The 14,688-nt window shown below is 69.5% G+C and carries 16 protein-coding genes; 2 read left to right on the top strand and 14 right to left on the bottom strand.

The features are described 5' to 3' along the window. Positions 1-16 precede the first annotated feature (16 nt). The 10 genes from OG558_RS18390 to OG558_RS18345 form a co-directional block, all read right to left on the bottom strand. Entirely contained in the window at positions 17-565 is a 549-nt protein-coding gene (locus tag OG558_RS18390) for a hypothetical protein (protein ID WP_405071345.1), read from the bottom strand. Next, complete coding sequence (locus OG558_RS18385; RefSeq protein WP_329484559.1) at positions 562-1,863, bottom strand: DUF58 domain-containing protein; 1,302 nt, start codon at positions 1,861-1,863, stop codon at positions 562-564. The genes OG558_RS18390 and OG558_RS18385 overlap by 4 nt, the downstream gene beginning before the upstream one ends. Then, entirely contained in the window at positions 1,863-2,870 is a 1,008-nt protein-coding gene (locus OG558_RS18380; protein WP_329484558.1) for a MoxR family ATPase, read from the bottom strand. Before OG558_RS18380 ends, OG558_RS18385 begins: the two co-directional genes overlap by 1 nt. A gap of 6 nt (positions 2,871-2,876) precedes the next feature. Beyond that, entirely contained in the window at positions 2,877-3,470 is a 594-nt protein-coding gene (locus OG558_RS18375; protein ID WP_405071344.1) for a hypothetical protein, read from the bottom strand. Further along, positions 3,467-4,186: a DUF4129 domain-containing protein gene (locus tag OG558_RS18370; RefSeq protein WP_329484556.1), complete on the bottom strand. Its 720-nt coding sequence runs from the start codon at positions 4,184-4,186 to the stop codon at positions 3,467-3,469. The genes OG558_RS18375 and OG558_RS18370 overlap by 4 nt, the downstream gene beginning before the upstream one ends. A 17-nt stretch (positions 4,187-4,203) precedes the next feature. Then, complete coding sequence (locus OG558_RS18365) at positions 4,204-5,415, bottom strand: GNAT family N-acetyltransferase (RefSeq protein WP_405071343.1); 1,212 nt, start codon at positions 5,413-5,415, stop codon at positions 4,204-4,206. A gap of 551 nt (positions 5,416-5,966) precedes the next feature. Next, a complete protein-coding gene (locus OG558_RS18360; protein ID WP_405071342.1) occupies positions 5,967-6,674 on the bottom strand; it encodes a maleylpyruvate isomerase N-terminal domain-containing protein in 708 nt (235 codons plus the stop codon). Between the two features lie 58 nt (positions 6,675-6,732). Next, entirely contained in the window at positions 6,733-7,509 is a 777-nt protein-coding gene (locus OG558_RS18355; protein ID WP_405071341.1) for an HpcH/HpaI aldolase/citrate lyase family protein, read from the bottom strand. Positions 7,510-7,656: 147 nt separating this feature from the next. Further along, positions 7,657-9,183, bottom strand: coding sequence for an acyl-CoA carboxylase subunit beta (locus tag OG558_RS18350; protein ID WP_329484551.1), 1,527 nt, complete (start codon positions 9,181-9,183; stop codon positions 7,657-7,659). Positions 9,184-9,252: 69 nt separating this feature from the next. Further along, positions 9,253-10,416 carry an acyl-CoA dehydrogenase family protein gene (locus OG558_RS18345; RefSeq protein ID WP_329484550.1) on the bottom strand — a complete coding sequence of 388 codons (1,164 nt, stop codon included), beginning with the start codon at positions 10,414-10,416 and terminating at the stop codon, positions 9,253-9,255. A gap of 67 nt (positions 10,417-10,483) precedes the next feature. Here OG558_RS18345 and OG558_RS18340 point away from each other — a divergent pair, with 67 nt between their 5' ends. Further along, positions 10,484-10,915, top strand: coding sequence for a MerR family DNA-binding transcriptional regulator (locus OG558_RS18340; protein WP_405071340.1), 432 nt, complete (start codon positions 10,484-10,486; stop codon positions 10,913-10,915). Between the two features lie 85 nt (positions 10,916-11,000). On the opposite strand, the gene OG558_RS18335 is transcribed toward OG558_RS18340, so the two are convergent. Further along, positions 11,001-11,435 carry an SRPBCC family protein gene (locus tag OG558_RS18335; RefSeq protein ID WP_405071339.1) on the bottom strand — a complete coding sequence of 145 codons (435 nt, stop codon included), beginning with the start codon at positions 11,433-11,435 and terminating at the stop codon, positions 11,001-11,003. 336 nt (positions 11,436-11,771) lie between these two features. On the opposite strand from OG558_RS18335, the gene OG558_RS18330 reads away from it, so the two are divergent. Next, positions 11,772-12,341 (top strand): dihydrofolate reductase family protein, encoded by a 570-nt coding sequence (locus OG558_RS18330; RefSeq protein WP_405071338.1) that lies wholly within the window; start codon positions 11,772-11,774, stop codon positions 12,339-12,341. 21 nt (positions 12,342-12,362) lie between these two features. Here OG558_RS18330 and OG558_RS18325 read toward each other — a convergent pair whose 3' ends face one another. Genes OG558_RS18325 through nirD form a run of 3 tightly spaced genes read right to left on the bottom strand, consistent with a single transcriptional unit; the run spans position 12,363 to position 14,672 of the window. Next, positions 12,363-13,229 (bottom strand): sirohydrochlorin chelatase, encoded by an 867-nt coding sequence (locus OG558_RS18325; RefSeq protein WP_405071337.1) that lies wholly within the window; start codon positions 13,227-13,229, stop codon positions 12,363-12,365. After that, positions 13,226-14,350, bottom strand: a complete 1,125-nt coding sequence (locus OG558_RS18320; protein WP_405071336.1) for a uroporphyrinogen-III synthase — start codon at positions 14,348-14,350, stop codon at positions 13,226-13,228. Before OG558_RS18320 ends, OG558_RS18325 begins: the two co-directional genes overlap by 4 nt. Further along, complete coding sequence (gene nirD, locus OG558_RS18315; protein ID WP_329484544.1) at positions 14,343-14,672, bottom strand: nitrite reductase small subunit NirD; 330 nt, start codon at positions 14,670-14,672, stop codon at positions 14,343-14,345. Before nirD ends, OG558_RS18320 begins: the two co-directional genes overlap by 8 nt. Positions 14,673-14,688: the final 16 nt, after the last annotated feature.

Here is a 14,688-nt window from a genome sequence, read left to right as displayed (position 1 = left end):
GTAGCTACCTCCAGTACTAGTCGCGGCCGAGTTTTTGGCCGGCGGCGAACCAGATGGTCACAGTTGCGAGGAGGAGTGCGCCGACGGTGATGAGCAGCGAGCCTGGCACATCCGCGCCCTGCACCAGCGCGGCCGCCACCGCGACCACCGGGACGATGAGCGCAGCGATTGCCCCGGGCAACCACCAGCGACGGAGGGCGTCCCGGTGGACCCGCGCGTACGACGGGACCTGGGCAGCGAACGCGGTCGCCAGATGCACCACCACTAACGCGATCGCGGTGACGGCGAGGCTCCAGCTCAGCTCGCCCGGCGCCCGCATCAACCAGCCGGCCGGGACGACCAGCAGGAAGATCAACCCCGCCGGAGAATCCGGCAACACCACCGTTGCCACCAGCATCGGCACCGCGACCAGCGGGATCAGATCGGCCTGGTCCCACGACTGCACCGCCGGCACCACGATCGCGACGGTCCCCGCGGCCGCGATCACCAACCGCACCAGCAGCACAGCACGCCCCGACGCACGCACCTGCGCCAACCACGAGCTGATTCTTTCCGCGACGGTCATGATCTCATCCTCGGGGCCGAGGCCAGCCTGGACGCGTCCCGCAGTACCTCGTCCAAGGTCCCGGCGCCCCGCCACGGCACCGTCGGTACGCCGAGATCGCTGAGCCGATCGAGGTCGCGGCGGCGCTCCAGCAGACGCAGTCGCCAAGCCAGCGGCCAGGTCCGCGAGTCGTGCTCCTCGAGGTCGATGATCGACGCGATGTCCGGCGGCAACGTGTCCACGGCGATCACTGTGCAGCCCGAGTGGACGAGCGTCACGACGTACCCGAGCATCACCTGGCGGAGCAGCGGGCTGAGCACCAGCACCAGGCTGTCGGACCTGATCCGGTTCCGCCGGGCCAACTGCTGTTCGTCCTGCTGGCGGCCCTTGCGGTCGGCGTGGACGAGCGTGTCGAGGATCCGGCGCAGGTGCCCGCGACCGCTGCCCGAGCGTACGCCGCGAACCAGGTTCCCGGTGTCGATCAGCCGGACCCGATCGCCGTGCCGCAGGTAGTGCTCGGCGATCGACGCGGCCGCGCGGACCGCGGTGTCGAGACTGCTCGACCGCCCGTCGATCCCTTCGCTGATCCCGATCTCGCCGCCGGTGTCGAGCAGGATCACCACCTCGGTGTCGCGGTCCGACCACGTCGAGGTCACATGCAGCTCGCGGGTCCGCGCGGACACGGACCAGTTGATCCGCCGCAACCGGTCGCCGGTGCGGAACGGCCGGACACCGGCCAGCTCGGTCCCTTCCCCCGGTCGCCGGGATCGGTGCAGTCCCACCAGTCCGGCCGGCCGCGGTACGGAGTCGATCGCCTCGAAGCCCTCACGCAACGGCAGCGTGGTCACCGCCAGCGGCTCCGCCGACGTCACCTGGAGCCGGTACGCGCCGAGCGCCGATGTCGCCGCGACCGTTGGTCGCTCCAACGCACGCAGGCCCCACCGCTTCGACCGCAGCCCGACCTCGAGCGTCACCGCGCCGTCCGTCACCGGCTCCGCGATCGCCGCCTGCGGCGGGTCGTACTGGAACCACTCGGACCGGGGCAGCGCCGCCACGATCAGATCGATGTCCGGGTCAACGGTCCCGGACACCCGCAGCCGGTACGTCGTCGCCTGGCCCTCGAACAACACGTCCGCATCGAGTTCGGTGCGCACCTCGGGCTGTTCTCGTGGCCGGAAGTACCGCCCCCACACGGCGACGAATGCCAGCGGCAGCCCGAACACCGCCGCGTCCGGCCGCCGCAGCAGCACCGCGATGGCGAGCAACACCGCGGCCGCGCAGATCGCGCGGACCTGCGCATGGGTCGGTCGCCACCTCATCAGCGGGAAGCGCCGACCACGGTCGGCGGTGTCGCGACCGTGCCGAGCACCGTGCGCACCACGGTCGCGCCGGTGACCTCGTGCAGCCAGAGCTCGGGCCGCACGGTGATCCGGTGCGCCAGGGCAGGTACGGCGACGGCCTTCACATCCTCTGGTACGACGTAGTCCCGGCCGTGGATCACGGCGTACGCACGGGCTGTCAGAAGCAGCGCGAGCGAACCGCGAGGTGATGCACCGACCAGGACCTGCGAGTCCCGACGGGTCGCGGACGCGAGGTCGACGCAGTACTGACCGACGGTGTCGTCGACGGTGACCGACTCGACGGTGCGCTGGGCGGCGAGCAGTCCGGCGGCGTCGGTGACGGCGTCGACCGTCTGGTCCTCCTGCCGGCGGCTCATCCGGCGACGCAGTACCTCCCACTCCTCCGCGGCGCTCGGGTAACCGAAGCCGATCCGCAGCATGAAGCGGTCGAGCTGCGCCTCGGGGAGCGGGTAGGTGCCTTCGTACTCGACCGGGTTCGCGGTCGCGAGCACGTGGAACGGCGTGGGCAGCGGGAAGGTCTGGCCCTCGACCGTGACCTGGTGCTCCTGCATCGACTCGAGCAGCGCGGCCTGGGTCTTCGGTGGGGTCCGGTTGATCTCGTCGGCCAGTAGCAGGCCGGTGAAGATCGGACCGGGCCGGAAGACGAACTCCGAATCCTTCTGGTCGTACACGAACGCGCCGGTCACGTCCGACGGCAACAGGTCCGGCGTGAACTGCACCCGCCGGAACTCCAGCCCGAGCGCCTGCGCGAACGACCGGGCCGCCAGCGTCTTCGCCAGGCCCGGGTAGTCCTCCAGCAGCACGTGCCCACCCGCGAGGATGCCGGCCAGCACCAGCTCCAGCGCCTCGGACTTGCCGACGACAGCCTGGCTCACCCGCTCCAGCACCCGCTGGCTCAGATCGGACACCTCACCGAGCGTCAGCTCGCGGCCAGTTCCCCCGAGCGGCTGCTCGCGATCAGTCACAGTTCCTCACAGGTTCTCGATGGTGTGGATCGCGTACTCGATCTCGTCGAGGGACGCGGTACGTTTCTCGTCGCCGGTGATCAGGCCCCAGAGCCGGTCGCCGGTGATCGCGCGGGCGCGGTCCGGTTCGAGCGTGGGATCGACGCCGTGGCGGTGGACCAGGCGATCGGTGGTGAGCTCGAGCAGCAGCGGACGGACCCGGCGGACGAACGTCTGCGAACCCTCGCCGGCCCGGCGCTCGCGGCTGGACTCCTGCAGCCAGGTGGCGATGAACTGGGTCCGGTTGTCGTTGCTCCGGGCCCGCATCGCCGCCAGCTGCTCGTCGTGGCGGGTCGGCCAGCTGGTCTCGAGTACCTCCGGGGCGATCAGCCGGATCGCCAGCGACCCGAACCCGATCGCCAGGGCGGCGGCCACGAACCACAACGGCCGCGGCGCCATCCCCGCTGCCCCGAACGCGCCGACCAGCAGCAGGCTCGCCAGCACGGTGATCCCGACATGCTGGACAAGCACCTTGTTCAGCCGCATCGACCGGCCCCGGCGCTTCCCGGGCTCCGGCGGCGGACCCTTCTCCTCCAACGGCGACCATCGGTACGACGTCATGACGTCACTTCCACGGTGTGTGCGACAGCCAGCTCGTCCCGCAGCCGCAGAAGGGCAGCCCGGGCCTCGGTGCGGGCCGGTTCGGACGAGCCGTGCGTGGAGTAACGAGCCTCGCGGTACAGCTCACCGAGGCGGTTCAGCTGCGGCTCGGAGATCCCCCCGACACCCAGGACCCGGACGGTGAACTCGGCCGGGGTCTCCGACGGATCGCGGGCCACCCCCGCGGACGCGGCCGCCTCCTCCAGCGCGACCCAGCAAGCGATCACCGCATCGGTCGCCGTCCCGGAGTCGATCCGGGACAACCCCGTGTCGACCGCCTCGGCAAGCCGCTCGGCCTTCACCCGCTCCCACTCGGCGTCGGCCACCTCGGCCTGCGGCAACTCGACCTTGCGGATGACGCGGTAGATCCACCGGCCCAGGAACAGCGCGATCGCGGCGATCACCAGGTAGACCAGCGCCTGCCACAAGGCCTTCAGCCACTCCGGCATCGGCCGTGGCTTCACCTGACGCTGCCGCGGCGGCCCGATCGGTGTCGGCGCCGACACGGACTGGGTCGGCGTGAAGGTCGGCAGTGGACGCGGGCTCGAGCGCAGCGTGCTCTCGCTCAGCGGCCGGACCGGACCGCCCGCCGACGCAAGCACCACGAAACCGGCCGCAGCGACCCCGACGAGCAGGACCGCGGCCAGCGCGAGCGCGCCTCGACGCTGCGTCTGCATCTGGGAAGGCTAACCGATCAGAAGCCCGTGTCGAGGAACGGTAGGCGAGATGTGGAAAACGCTTCCGAGGTCGCGGCCAGTGCTCCGGCCGTGTGCTCCTCGACCAGTCCGGCCCGGCCGAGCCGCGCCAGCGATGGCCGGCCGAGGTAGACGGCCCCGAGCTCGCGGACATCGACGGTCAGATCGGCCGCGCGCGTGCTCGGCTCGCACGTGGCACCGTCCGGCCCTCCGGACAGCTGCCACTTACCCACGTTCCACGGCAGGAAGCCGTCGGTGACGTCGAGAACGACGTCGATGTCCCGCGCGTACGTCCGCGCCGCGAGCGCACGGCCGACGTCGACCGTCCGCACCCACAGGCCGTCCCAGGTGCGCGGCGACGGTGCGCGAGGATCGAGCAGCAGATCGAGCAGCGGGTCGTCCGACGCGACCATCGCGCAGCGGGTCTCACTCAGCAGGTCGGGCTCGAGCAGGTAGCGCCAGAGCGCGGCATGCGACGCGAGGTCCACGGCATGCACGCGGTCGACCTGCACGTACCCCTTCTCGGCGCGCTTCGTCCGGTAGTGCGCGAACCCGGTCACCTCGCCGTCGCGCTCGGCCAGCACACACCGGCGCTTCGACCCGTTCGCCGGATCAATCATCACGTTCTCACTGATGACGTATTCGTTCCACCGATCGTCGTGCTGGAACATCCCCGGCCGCTCTTCCGCGAGCCGATTGCGCAACGCCGCGCAGGTGGCCAGCGTCTCGCGCACGTCGACGTACCTGATCCGTACGTCGTCGATTCCGGCCACCGGCCGCAGTTCGCGCGACACCTTCGGTACGACGATCTCCTGGTGATCGGCCGCCAGTCCGTAGCCGAAGCGGCCGTAGATGACCGCCTCGCTCGCGGTCAGCGCGGCCAGCGGCTCGGTCCCGGCCTCGTGGATCTCGGTCAGTTGCGCGCGCATCAGGTCACGCAGGATGCCGCGCCGCCGATGCGTCGGCCGGACCCCGACCAGGGTCACCCCGCCCACCGGCACCTGCGCGCCCGGCACCGTCATCCGGAACGAGAACGCCCCGGTGTGCCCGACCAGTTGGCCGTCGTCGGTCGCGGCCGTGCTCCGGTCGGCCTCCCAGACGCGCCGCTCCGCCTCCAATTGCGTCTCGGTCCAAGGCGCCGCGAACGCCAAGTCGAGGAGCTCCACGAGCTCGTCCCACCCACCCTTGAACCGCCCGATCTCGATCGCCATAACCCCTTGCCTACCAGACCGCAGATCCCCCGCCCACCGAATTCGCGGCCTGACGACAGGAGGTAGTGCCCCTCCGCCGCCCGTGGACCGGCCCGCTCAGGCTCACGATCCACCGGTCCGCCCGATTACCTCCTGTCGTCAAGGACCACTCAAGTGCGTTGTGTGCCGGCACCGGAAAATTCCTGTGGTGGTGGGAAAGTCGCGGCCGCCGGGTCTGGACTGATGAAAATCGTTTTCATATACTCGGGGAATGACCGCCGCCCAAGGGAAGACTCCGTTGTCCCTGCTCGCCGGGCTCTCCACGACGCTCCGCGAGCCGGTGCTCGACGCCATGACGGACGCGAGCACAGTGACCGTGGTCGTGCAGCAGGACGAGCTGCCTCGGCGAGGTGTGCTGATGCCGGATCGGCGCAACGTCGCGGAGCTGACCGCACGACAGATCGAGTACGCCGACATGTGCGTACTCGCGAACGCTCATCGCGGCGCGGCACCCGAGCGACTGCACAACCTGCTGGCAGGACCTCGACGACCCGTTCGCCGGAATGTTCTAGCTAGCCCAGCAGCGGTAGCCGGTCCGCGTGCGGGCCGAGCATGTCCACGTCGTCCTCGTCGAGCGGCAGCCGGCCGGTTGCCTTCAGGACGTACGTCGTGGTGTCCCAGCCGATCACGTCCCACGCGGCCGAGCCGAACAGGCCGTCCAGCGTCCGGGCCGTCACCTGCAACGCCTCCGGATCCGGCTCGGGCGCGTCCGGCAGGCCGACGATCAGGTCGAGATGGTGAACCGTCGACTCGAGCACCAAAGTCGCGACGAAGTCCTTCGCGTTCAGCACATGGCCCTGCGTCTCGATCCGATGACCCTTCACGGCCAGTCCGACCGCCGCGGCCCGCACCGCCGCCTCGGACACCTCACGCCAGTGCTGGACCAGCAGGCCAGGCTTCCGGTACGCCGCCGCGACGCCACGGACGAACTTCGTATCCGGCTCCGCATCACTCTCGGACCGGGGTGGGAAGTCCTGCCAGTACGTGACGAAATCCCGATCCGGGTCAGCGGTGGCCGGGCTGGCGAACGCGATCAGTGCCCGCTGAGCGTCGTACAGGAGATGGACCAGTAGCGGACCGACCGGCATACCGGCGCATCTGGTCTCCCGCTCGAAGTCCGCGTCGGTCAAACCCTGCACGGTCTCGGTCAGCCGCCCATAGGTCCGCCCCAGCGTCGCCGCCAGCCCCAACGGCAGTGCCCCTCGCTCGGGTGCCTTCATCCAGGCCCTCCTCGGTCTGTCCTTTCCGAACCTAACCCGAGAAGGCGCCTGCATGTTCCTATGAACGAGCCGTGTCCAGGTGGGCGGCAGCGATGCCCTCGAGGTGGTTGAGGTCGGAGGAGACGGTGGCGAAGGAGTAGCCCTGGGCCAGCCGGCGCTTCGCGGAGTCGCCGTCGAAGGTGTGGATGCCGGCCGCGATCCCGGCCGCGGCGGCGGTCCGGGCGATCAGCTCGACCGCCTCCTCGAACGGACCGTCGATCTCCGGGTCACCCGGGAAGCGGGCACCCAGCGCGAGTCCGAGGTCCGACGGCCCGACGTACACGCCGTCCAGGCCGGGCGTCACGCAGATCTCCGCCACGTTCTTCAGGCCGAGCGGCGTCTCGATCATCGCGAGTACGACGGTCGCAGCGTTGGAGTCGGCCGGGACCGGACCGATCCGCAGCGACGCCCGCGTCGGGCCGAACGAGCGCCCGCCGACCGGCGGATACTTGGCCGCCTGGACTGCCCGAGCCACGTCGTCCGAGGTGTCGATCAGCGGCACGATCACGCCGGCCGCACCAGCGTCCAGCGCACGCCCGATCGGAGTCGGGTCGTTCGCCTCGACGCGCACCAGCCCGACGGTCTCACCCGAGCCGATCGCCGCACCGGCGTCGATCGCGAGCAACCCGGTCAGCAGACCTTGGTACCCGATCAGGCCGTGCTGCCCGTCGAGCACGACATAGTCGTACCCCAGCCGCGCGATCCGCTCGGTCGCCGGCGGCGCATCCAGCGTCACCCAGTAACCAACCAGCTTCTCCCGGCCCCGGATCTTCCTCGCGAAATCGTTTGCAGTCACACACTTCACCCTAGCGGGCCACCGCCGGCAAATCCGCTCGCGTGACCGATCGGTGGACGAAAGGATGAGCGCATGCCGACCACCGAGCACTTGGCGCAATGGTCTGGTCGCCGATCTCGCGGGCATCGGCCAACGGCTGAAGGATTTCTAGACCGGCGGGACGCCGTGGCGGCGGTGGGAGAATGTCCGGTCTTTGGACTGGGCGGCGGCGAGGCGGGCGATCAGCTCGTCGCGGAGGTTCTCCGGCTCGACGATGGCGTCGATGACGAGGTCGGCGGCGAGGCGGAGGATGTCGATGTCGGTCTCGTACTCCTCACGCAGCCGGGACACGTACTCGACCCGTTCGCCCTCGTCCGCGATCTCCTGGATCTTGTTGTAGTACACGGCGTTGATCGCCGCCTCCGGACCCATCACGGCGATCTTCGCGGTCGGCAGTGCGATACACGCGTCCGGCGAGAAGCCGGGTCCACACATCGCGTAGAGCCCCGCGCCGTACGCCTTCCGCACGATCACGGACACCGTCGGCACGGTCGCCTCCGACACTGCGGTGATCATCTTCGCGCCGTGCCGGATGATGCCGGCCCGCTCGACCTCGCTGCCGATCATGAAGCCCGGTACGTCGCACAGGTACACGAGCGGCACGTTGAACGCGTCGCACAGCCAGATGAACCGGGCCGCCTTGTCCGCGGAGTCGACGAACAGCACGCCGCCCTTGACGGCCGGCTGGTTCGCGACGATCCCGACCACCTGGCCGGCCAGCAGGCCGAACCCGGTGACGAGCTCCGGCGCGTACGCCGGTTTGACCTCGAAGAACGTATCCGCGTCGAGGAGCGCGTCGATCACGTCGTGGATGTCGAACCCGACGCTCTCCTCGGCCGGCACCAGATCCCGGGTGAAGTCGCGCGCCGGCGGCGACGCGTCGTACGACGGAGGCCGCGACTGCCACGAACCGGGCAGGTAGGAGAAGAACTGCTTAGCGAGGTCGATCGCCTCGGTGTCGTCGGTGGCGAGCAGGTCACCGCAGCCGGACACACTGGTGTGCATCCGCGCGCCGCCCATCTCCTCCAGTGTCACCTTCTCGCCGACCACCATCTCGGCCATCCGGGGCGAGCCCAGGTACATCGAGGCGTTGCCGTCGACCATGATCACGATGTCGCAGAACGCCGGGATGTACGCGCCACCCGCGGCCGACGGGCCGAACAGGCAGCAGATCTGCGGGACCTTGCCGGACAGCGCGACCTGGTTGTGGAAGATCCGGCCGGCGCCGCGACGACCGGGGAACAGGTCGACCTGGTCGGTGATCCGCGCGCCGGCCGAGTCGATCAGCCAGAAGATCGGCAGCTCGTCGCGGAGCGCGACCTCGGTGATGCGGACGATCTTCTCCACCGTCCGGGCGCCCCACGAGCCGGCCTTGACGGTCGGGTCGTTCGCGACCAGCAGCGCCGGGCGGCCGTCGACCAGCGCGCGGCCGGTGACCACGCCGTCGGCCGGCAGGCCGGGGTTCAGCGCGTTCGCCAACTGGGCGTCCTCGACAAAGCTGCCCTCGTCGACGAGCAATGCGATCCGGTCCCGGACGTACAGCTTGTTCTGACTCGCGAGCTTCGCCGCCGCCTTCTCCGGCGGCGCCAGCGTCGCCTCGCGGGCTGCCTTCACCTCGGTCCAGTGGTCCCTCATATCTGCCTTTCTACCTGTTACGTCCGAAGAAGCGAGGGTTATAGGCCACAGTTCTTCGGACGCAAGGGATCATTCGACCGGGAGGCCGAGGCTGCGGGCGATCAGCATTCGCTGGACCTCCGACGTACCCTCGCCGATCTCGAGGATCTTGGCGTCGCGGTAGAACCGGGTGACCGGGTACTCCTCCATGAAGCCGTAGCCGCCGAAGACCTGGGTGGCGATCCGCGTCGCCGTCACCGCGGACTCGGTCGCGTAGAGCTTGGCCACCGACGCGGCCTGCTTGAAGTCGGCCATCGAGGCGCCGGCGTCCTTCAGTGCGGCGGCCCGGTAGACGAGCAGCTCGGCCGCGTCGGCCATCACCTTCAGGTCCGCGATCTGGAAGGCGACGCCCTGCTTGCGCCCGATCGGACCACCGAACGTCTGCCGCTCACCGGCGTACTGGACCGACATCTCCAAGCACGCCCGGATGCATCCGAGCGCGACCGCCGCGATCGCGACCCGCCCGTCGTCCAGCGTCGCGAGGAACTGCGCGAACCCCTTGCCGCGCTGGCCGAGCAGGTTCCCCTCGGGCACCCGGCAGCCGACGAGGGAGAGCGGATGTGTGTCCGAGGCGTGCCAGCCGAGCTTGTCGTACGCCGCCTCGGCCACGAAGCCCGGCGTACCGCTCGGGACGATGATCGTGGAGATCTCCGCCTTGCCGTCCGCCTTCTCGCCGGTCCGCGCGGTCACGGTCACGCAGGAGGTGATGCTGGAGCCGGAGTTGGTGATGAACTGCTTCGAGCCGTCGATCACCCATTCGCCGCCGTCGAGGACCGCGCGCGTCTTGGTCGCGCCCGCGTCCGACCCGGATTCGGGCTCGGTCAGCCCGAACCCGGCCAGCTTCTGGCCTGCGACCAGGTCGGGCAGCCAGGTGGCCTTCTGCTCCTCGGTGCCGAAGGTGAGGATCGGGTTGATCCCCAGCCCGACCGCCGCCTCGAGCGTGATGCCCATCGACTGGTCCACCCGGGAGATCTCCTCGATCGCCACGCACAGACTCGTGAAGTCGCCGCCCGCACCGCCGTACTCCTCCGGGGCGGTCAGGCCGAACAGGCCGAGCTTCCCCATCTTCTGCACGACCTCCACCGGGAAGTAGTGCTTGCGGTCCCACTCGGCGGCGTGCGGCGCGATCTCCGCCTCGGCGAAGTCGCGGACGCTGTGGCGGAACTCGCGGTGTTCCTCGGACAGCTCGAACATGAGGCACTCCTTGTGCTTGACGCTTACGTAAACGTAAAGCAACCTGGGGTGTGTGCACAATATCCGGGTGCCCGCTGAGACCTGGTCGATCGCCGAACTGGCCGCCGAGTACGACGTCACGCTGCGGACGATCCGGTTCTACGAGGACCGCGGCCTGCTCACGCCCGAGCGCCGCGGCACCCTGCGCGTCTACCACCCCCGCGACAAGGTCCGCCTCGGCCTGATCCTGCGCGGCAAACGCCTCGGCTTCTCCCTCGACGAGATCGCCACCATCGTCGACATGTACGACGCCGAACCCGGCGAGGAGGGCCAACTGGAGTACCTCCTCACCCAGATCACCCACCGCCGAGCCGACCTCGAACAACGCCGCCACGACATCGACGAAACCCTCCGCGAACTCGCCGAAGTAGAAGCCCGCTGCCACGCGGACCTGGACTCCCTCCGGTCAGCCGCCGGAACAGGGACAGGCCGGCCGGACGGCGTACCGACCAACGGGTAGTACCCCGCATCGACCGAACACCGAGCGGCGTGGCAGACGGGTGGCAGGGGAAACAGGGCACCACTACCCGTTCGTCGGTACAGGCTCACGCCTGGTTTTCCAGGATCTCCTTTGCGCGGTCGAGGGCGGCGACCTCGGAGTTCATCGACTGCTGGACCGGCTTGGTCATCAGGAGTTTCTTCAGGCCGGACAGGGTGGCGGACAGTTTGAGGGTGACCTCCGTCCCGTCGGCCACCGGCTCGAACCGGTAGTCGCCAACCGGGCGCACCGGCCCGGCCGTGACCTCGAACGCCAGATGACTGTCCGGCTCGTACGCCGTCACCCGGAAGTCCGACGGAATCGGCCTGCCACCCGGCCCGGCGACCCGCTGCCGGTACGTCATCCCTGGACCGATCGGACCGTTCCGGGCAATCTCCTTGACCGCGGGACGCCACTGCGGGTCGTTCTCGCTGTCCGCGAAGTACGCGAACACGGCTGCCGGCGGCCGCTGGATCCGGACCGTGTGCTCAGCCTCAGGCATGACGCCTCCGAAACTAGGTGATCTTCCGCCGCCCGAACTCCAAACAGGCAAGTGGTGCACCCACACCTCCACGATGCTCCCCCTCCACCCGGCACGCAACCAGCCTCCTCACCGTCCGTGACCGGCCTAGGGCGACCTCAAACTCTTCACTCCTGTTGACGACTTCGGCCGACTCAACGAGCGCGACTGGTGCAGGTTCGACAGGAGGTGTCTGCTCTTCACGGCACGACACGCCAGGACTGAGTGCTCGCCCGGGCTGAATTGACCGACACCTCCTGTCGATCTGCACACCCATGGTTCGTGTAGAGGACGAGAACACGGACCAAGGAGGCAGTTATGGGTGAGATCACGGTGGTTTGCAGCTTGACGTTGGATGGCGTGATGCAAGGGCCGGGGCGGGCGGATGAGGATGTGCGTGGGGGCTTCCAGTACGGCGGGTGGGGGACGCCGTACAGCGAGGACTCGATGGGGCGTGTGCTGCAGCGGCGGGCTGGGGTCCAGGGTGGGATGCTGCTCGGGCGGCGGACGTACGAGGACTTCGCGGGATTCTGGCCGAAGCAGGAGGACAACCCCTACACGGACGCGCTGAACAAGCAGCAGAAGTACGTCGTCTCGTCGACGCTGACGGACCCCGATTGGGTCAACACCCACGTGATCGGTCTGGACGACGTCGCGAAGCTGAAGAGCGAGCAGAACCTCATCGTCCTCGGCAGCGGCGAACTGGTCCGATCCATCCCGGAGCTGATCGACGTCTACATCCTGCTGATCCACCCGCTCGTGCTCGGCACCGGCCGCCACCTCTTCGGCAACCTGCACCAGCCCCTCACCCTCACCCACTCCGAAACCACCACCACTGGAGTGGTTATCGCCGAATACAAGCCCGGCACCGTACCGAGCAACGGGTAGTAGTCAGTGGTCAGCGCACCATCACGCCGTGGCCACGCATCCGGCCAGGCCGAATCGCCCACCACTACCCGTTCCTCGGTACCCAACGGCCTCGTAGCGGCGGAGGGCCAAGTCGGCCAGGCGGGGATCGGCACCTAGCGGCGGGGTCACCGGACGTCCGGCGGCCAGCCGGCGGACGCGGTCGGCGAAGAAGCCGGGCGCCAGCAGGTACGTCGCGACCGCCACCTCCCCCGGGGTCCGCGACAGGACCGAGGCGAGGCGTTCACCCGCACCGGAGACGTAGCCGACGGAGACCGGGCGGTCGACGCGAGCGGAGAGCAGATCCGCTGTCTCGGAGCAGTCGGCGAGGGCGCGGGGGTCCGAGGAGCCGGCCGCAGCGAGGACCACGTGGTCGACGCAACCGAGGTTGCCGAGGCGATCGGCGAGGATCTCCGCCAGGACAGGCGATGGTCCGAGGGCCGGCGCCGTGCGGACCCGGCCGGGATACCGATCCGCCTCGGCAGCTACGTCGACGTAGACGTGGTAGCCGCCGGACAGCAACAGTGGCACCACCACGGCTTGGTTGCTATCAGCAACAACACGGGCGACCAGCCCCGGCAGCGCGGGTACGTCGACGTCGACGAAGCCGAGCGAGACCGGTACGTCGGGACGCCGCCGGGCCATCATCCGGATGAGTTCGCGGACCTCGCGTATGCCCCGAGGGTCCGCCGTCCCGTGAGCCGCGGCGATCAGGTCCACGCCAGCCGCCCGCCCGGTCGGGCCGGCGACCAGGTCGACGCCGGGAGCCCGCCTGGTCGAGCCCGCGACCACGTCGACCCCGCGCGTCCGCCTGGTCGCGCCGGCGACCAGGTCGACGCCAGCCGTCCGCTGGGTCGGGCCGGTGATCATGTCGGTACCCCGGCAGGTTCCACGGCGAGCCGATAGCCGCGCCGCACCACTGTCCGCACGAGCTCGGGCCGGCCGACTGCCGTACGCAAACGGTTAACCGTCACCTCAACCGCGTGGACGTCCTCGGCACCAGGGAGGACCGCCAGCAACGCGGGCCGCGACACCACATCGCCGCCTGCTGCGACGAGCGCGGCAAGTACGGCGCGGGGACCCGGACCGAGCGGCAACACCACGCCATCCAGCACCGCCGCACCGCCGCGGATCACCAACTGCCCGAACTCCGTCTCGATCGACCGGGCGTTGTCATCGGTGAGCCGGTCGGTCACGATCCGGATCAGCGCACCCAGTCGGTAGCGGTCCGGCACCAGAGGCTCCAAACCCAACGCCACAAAGGGTCCAGCGGTCACCGGTCCGACGCAGGCGTTCAGAACCCGACCTGCCCGCAGCGACGAAATCAGAGCGTCGTACTGCCCAGTCAGGGCTGCAGCGTCCAGCATGGCCTGGGCACCCGGCGCAGATGTGTGCACCACCGCGTCCACGATCCCTGTGCAGACCTGACCGATCATCCGCCCGACAACGGCCGGGTCAGGCGCCGGACCCCAGCGGTACACCTCCAGCCCGCGGACCGACGCCCCGGCCGACCGCAGTGCGTCCTGCAGCGACGGGTCCGACAACCCATGCAGTTGTACGACGATCTTCCGGCCGTTGACCCCTTGGTCACGAAGCCACTGCACCACCTCGGCGGTGGTCTCCGACCGAGCGGACCAGTGCTCGACCAGTCCGGCGGCCCGGATCGCACCCCGGGCCTTCGGACCACGGGCGAGGAGGCGCGACTGCTCCAGGGTGCCGAGCAGATCCGCGGCCAGCCCGGCGGTGTCCGCGGCCTCGATCCAGCCGCGGAAGCCGACCGCGGTGGTGACGACGACGTCGTCCGGCGGGTTCGCGATCACCCGCCGGGACGCCTCGATCAGCGCGTGGTCGTCGGCGACCGGCACGATCTGCAGCGTCGGTGCGTGCAGCACCTTCGCGCCCCGCCGCTCGAACGAGGCGACCAGGTCCTCCGCCCGCCGATGGGCGGTGATCGCGATCGTGCAGCCACTGAGTGGCCCGGGCCTAGTCATCACCGAGATTCACCGTGACCTGTCCGTCGACCACGTCGACCTGGTACACCGGAAGAGACACCGACGGATCGTCGAGGCACGAGCCGGTGCGCAGATCGAAGACCTGCTTGAACATCGGCGACGCGACCGTCGGCACGTCACCGCGGCTGCCGACGATACCCCGCGACATCACGTTCGCCCCACTGAACGGGTCCTGGTTGCCGATGGCAAACACTTCACCGTCGTGCGTCCGGAACAACGCGATCTGCAGGTCCCCGATCAGGGCCGCGACACCGCGCTCCGGCAGCAGGACGTCGTACCGGCAGACGACCGTATGACTCATCGCAGTGACGCTCATC

Origin of the sequence: Kribbella sp. NBC_01510, assembly GCF_045040325.1 — a bacterium.
Lineage (GTDB): Bacteria > Actinomycetota > Actinomycetes > Propionibacteriales > Kribbellaceae > Kribbella.
Note: the sequence above shows the minus strand (reverse complement) of the source record. Positions and strands in the feature narration are given on the sequence as shown.

Bases quoted from the DNA above. Each gene is read 5' to 3' on its own strand.
- OG558_RS18390 (WP_405071345.1), bottom strand. From the start codon at position 565: ATGACCGTCGCGGAAAGAATCAGCTCGTGGTTGGCGCAGGTGCGTGCG.
- OG558_RS18385 (WP_329484559.1), bottom strand. From the start codon at position 1,863: ATGAGGTGGCGACCGACCCATGCGCAGGTCCGCGCGATCTGCGCGGCC.
- OG558_RS18375 (WP_405071344.1), bottom strand. From the start codon at position 3,470: ATGACGTCGTACCGATGGTCGCCGTTGGAGGAGAAGGGTCCGCCGCCG.
- OG558_RS18370 (WP_329484556.1), bottom strand. From the start codon at position 4,186: ATGCAGACGCAGCGTCGAGGCGCGCTCGCGCTGGCCGCGGTCCTGCTC.
- OG558_RS18365 (WP_405071343.1), bottom strand. From the start codon at position 5,415: ATGGCGATCGAGATCGGGCGGTTCAAGGGTGGGTGGGACGAGCTCGTG.
- OG558_RS18360 (WP_405071342.1), bottom strand. From the start codon at position 6,674: ATGAAGGCACCCGAGCGAGGGGCACTGCCGTTGGGGCTGGCGGCGACG.
- OG558_RS18350 (WP_329484551.1), bottom strand. From the start codon at position 9,183: ATGAGGGACCACTGGACCGAGGTGAAGGCAGCCCGCGAGGCGACGCTG.
- OG558_RS18345 (WP_329484550.1), bottom strand. From the start codon at position 10,416: ATGTTCGAGCTGTCCGAGGAACACCGCGAGTTCCGCCACAGCGTCCGC.
- OG558_RS18335 (WP_405071339.1), bottom strand. From the start codon at position 11,435: ATGCCTGAGGCTGAGCACACGGTCCGGATCCAGCGGCCGCCGGCAGCC.
- OG558_RS18330 (WP_405071338.1), top strand. From the start codon at position 11,772: ATGGGTGAGATCACGGTGGTTTGCAGCTTGACGTTGGATGGCGTGATG.
- OG558_RS18325 (WP_405071337.1), bottom strand. From the start codon at position 13,229: ATGATCACCGGCCCGACCCAGCGGACGGCTGGCGTCGACCTGGTCGCC.
- OG558_RS18320 (WP_405071336.1), bottom strand. From the start codon at position 14,350: ATGACTAGGCCCGGGCCACTCAGTGGCTGCACGATCGCGATCACCGCC.
- nirD (WP_329484544.1), bottom strand. From the start codon at position 14,672: ATGAGTCATACGGTCGTCTGCCGGTACGACGTCCTGCTGCCGGAGCGC.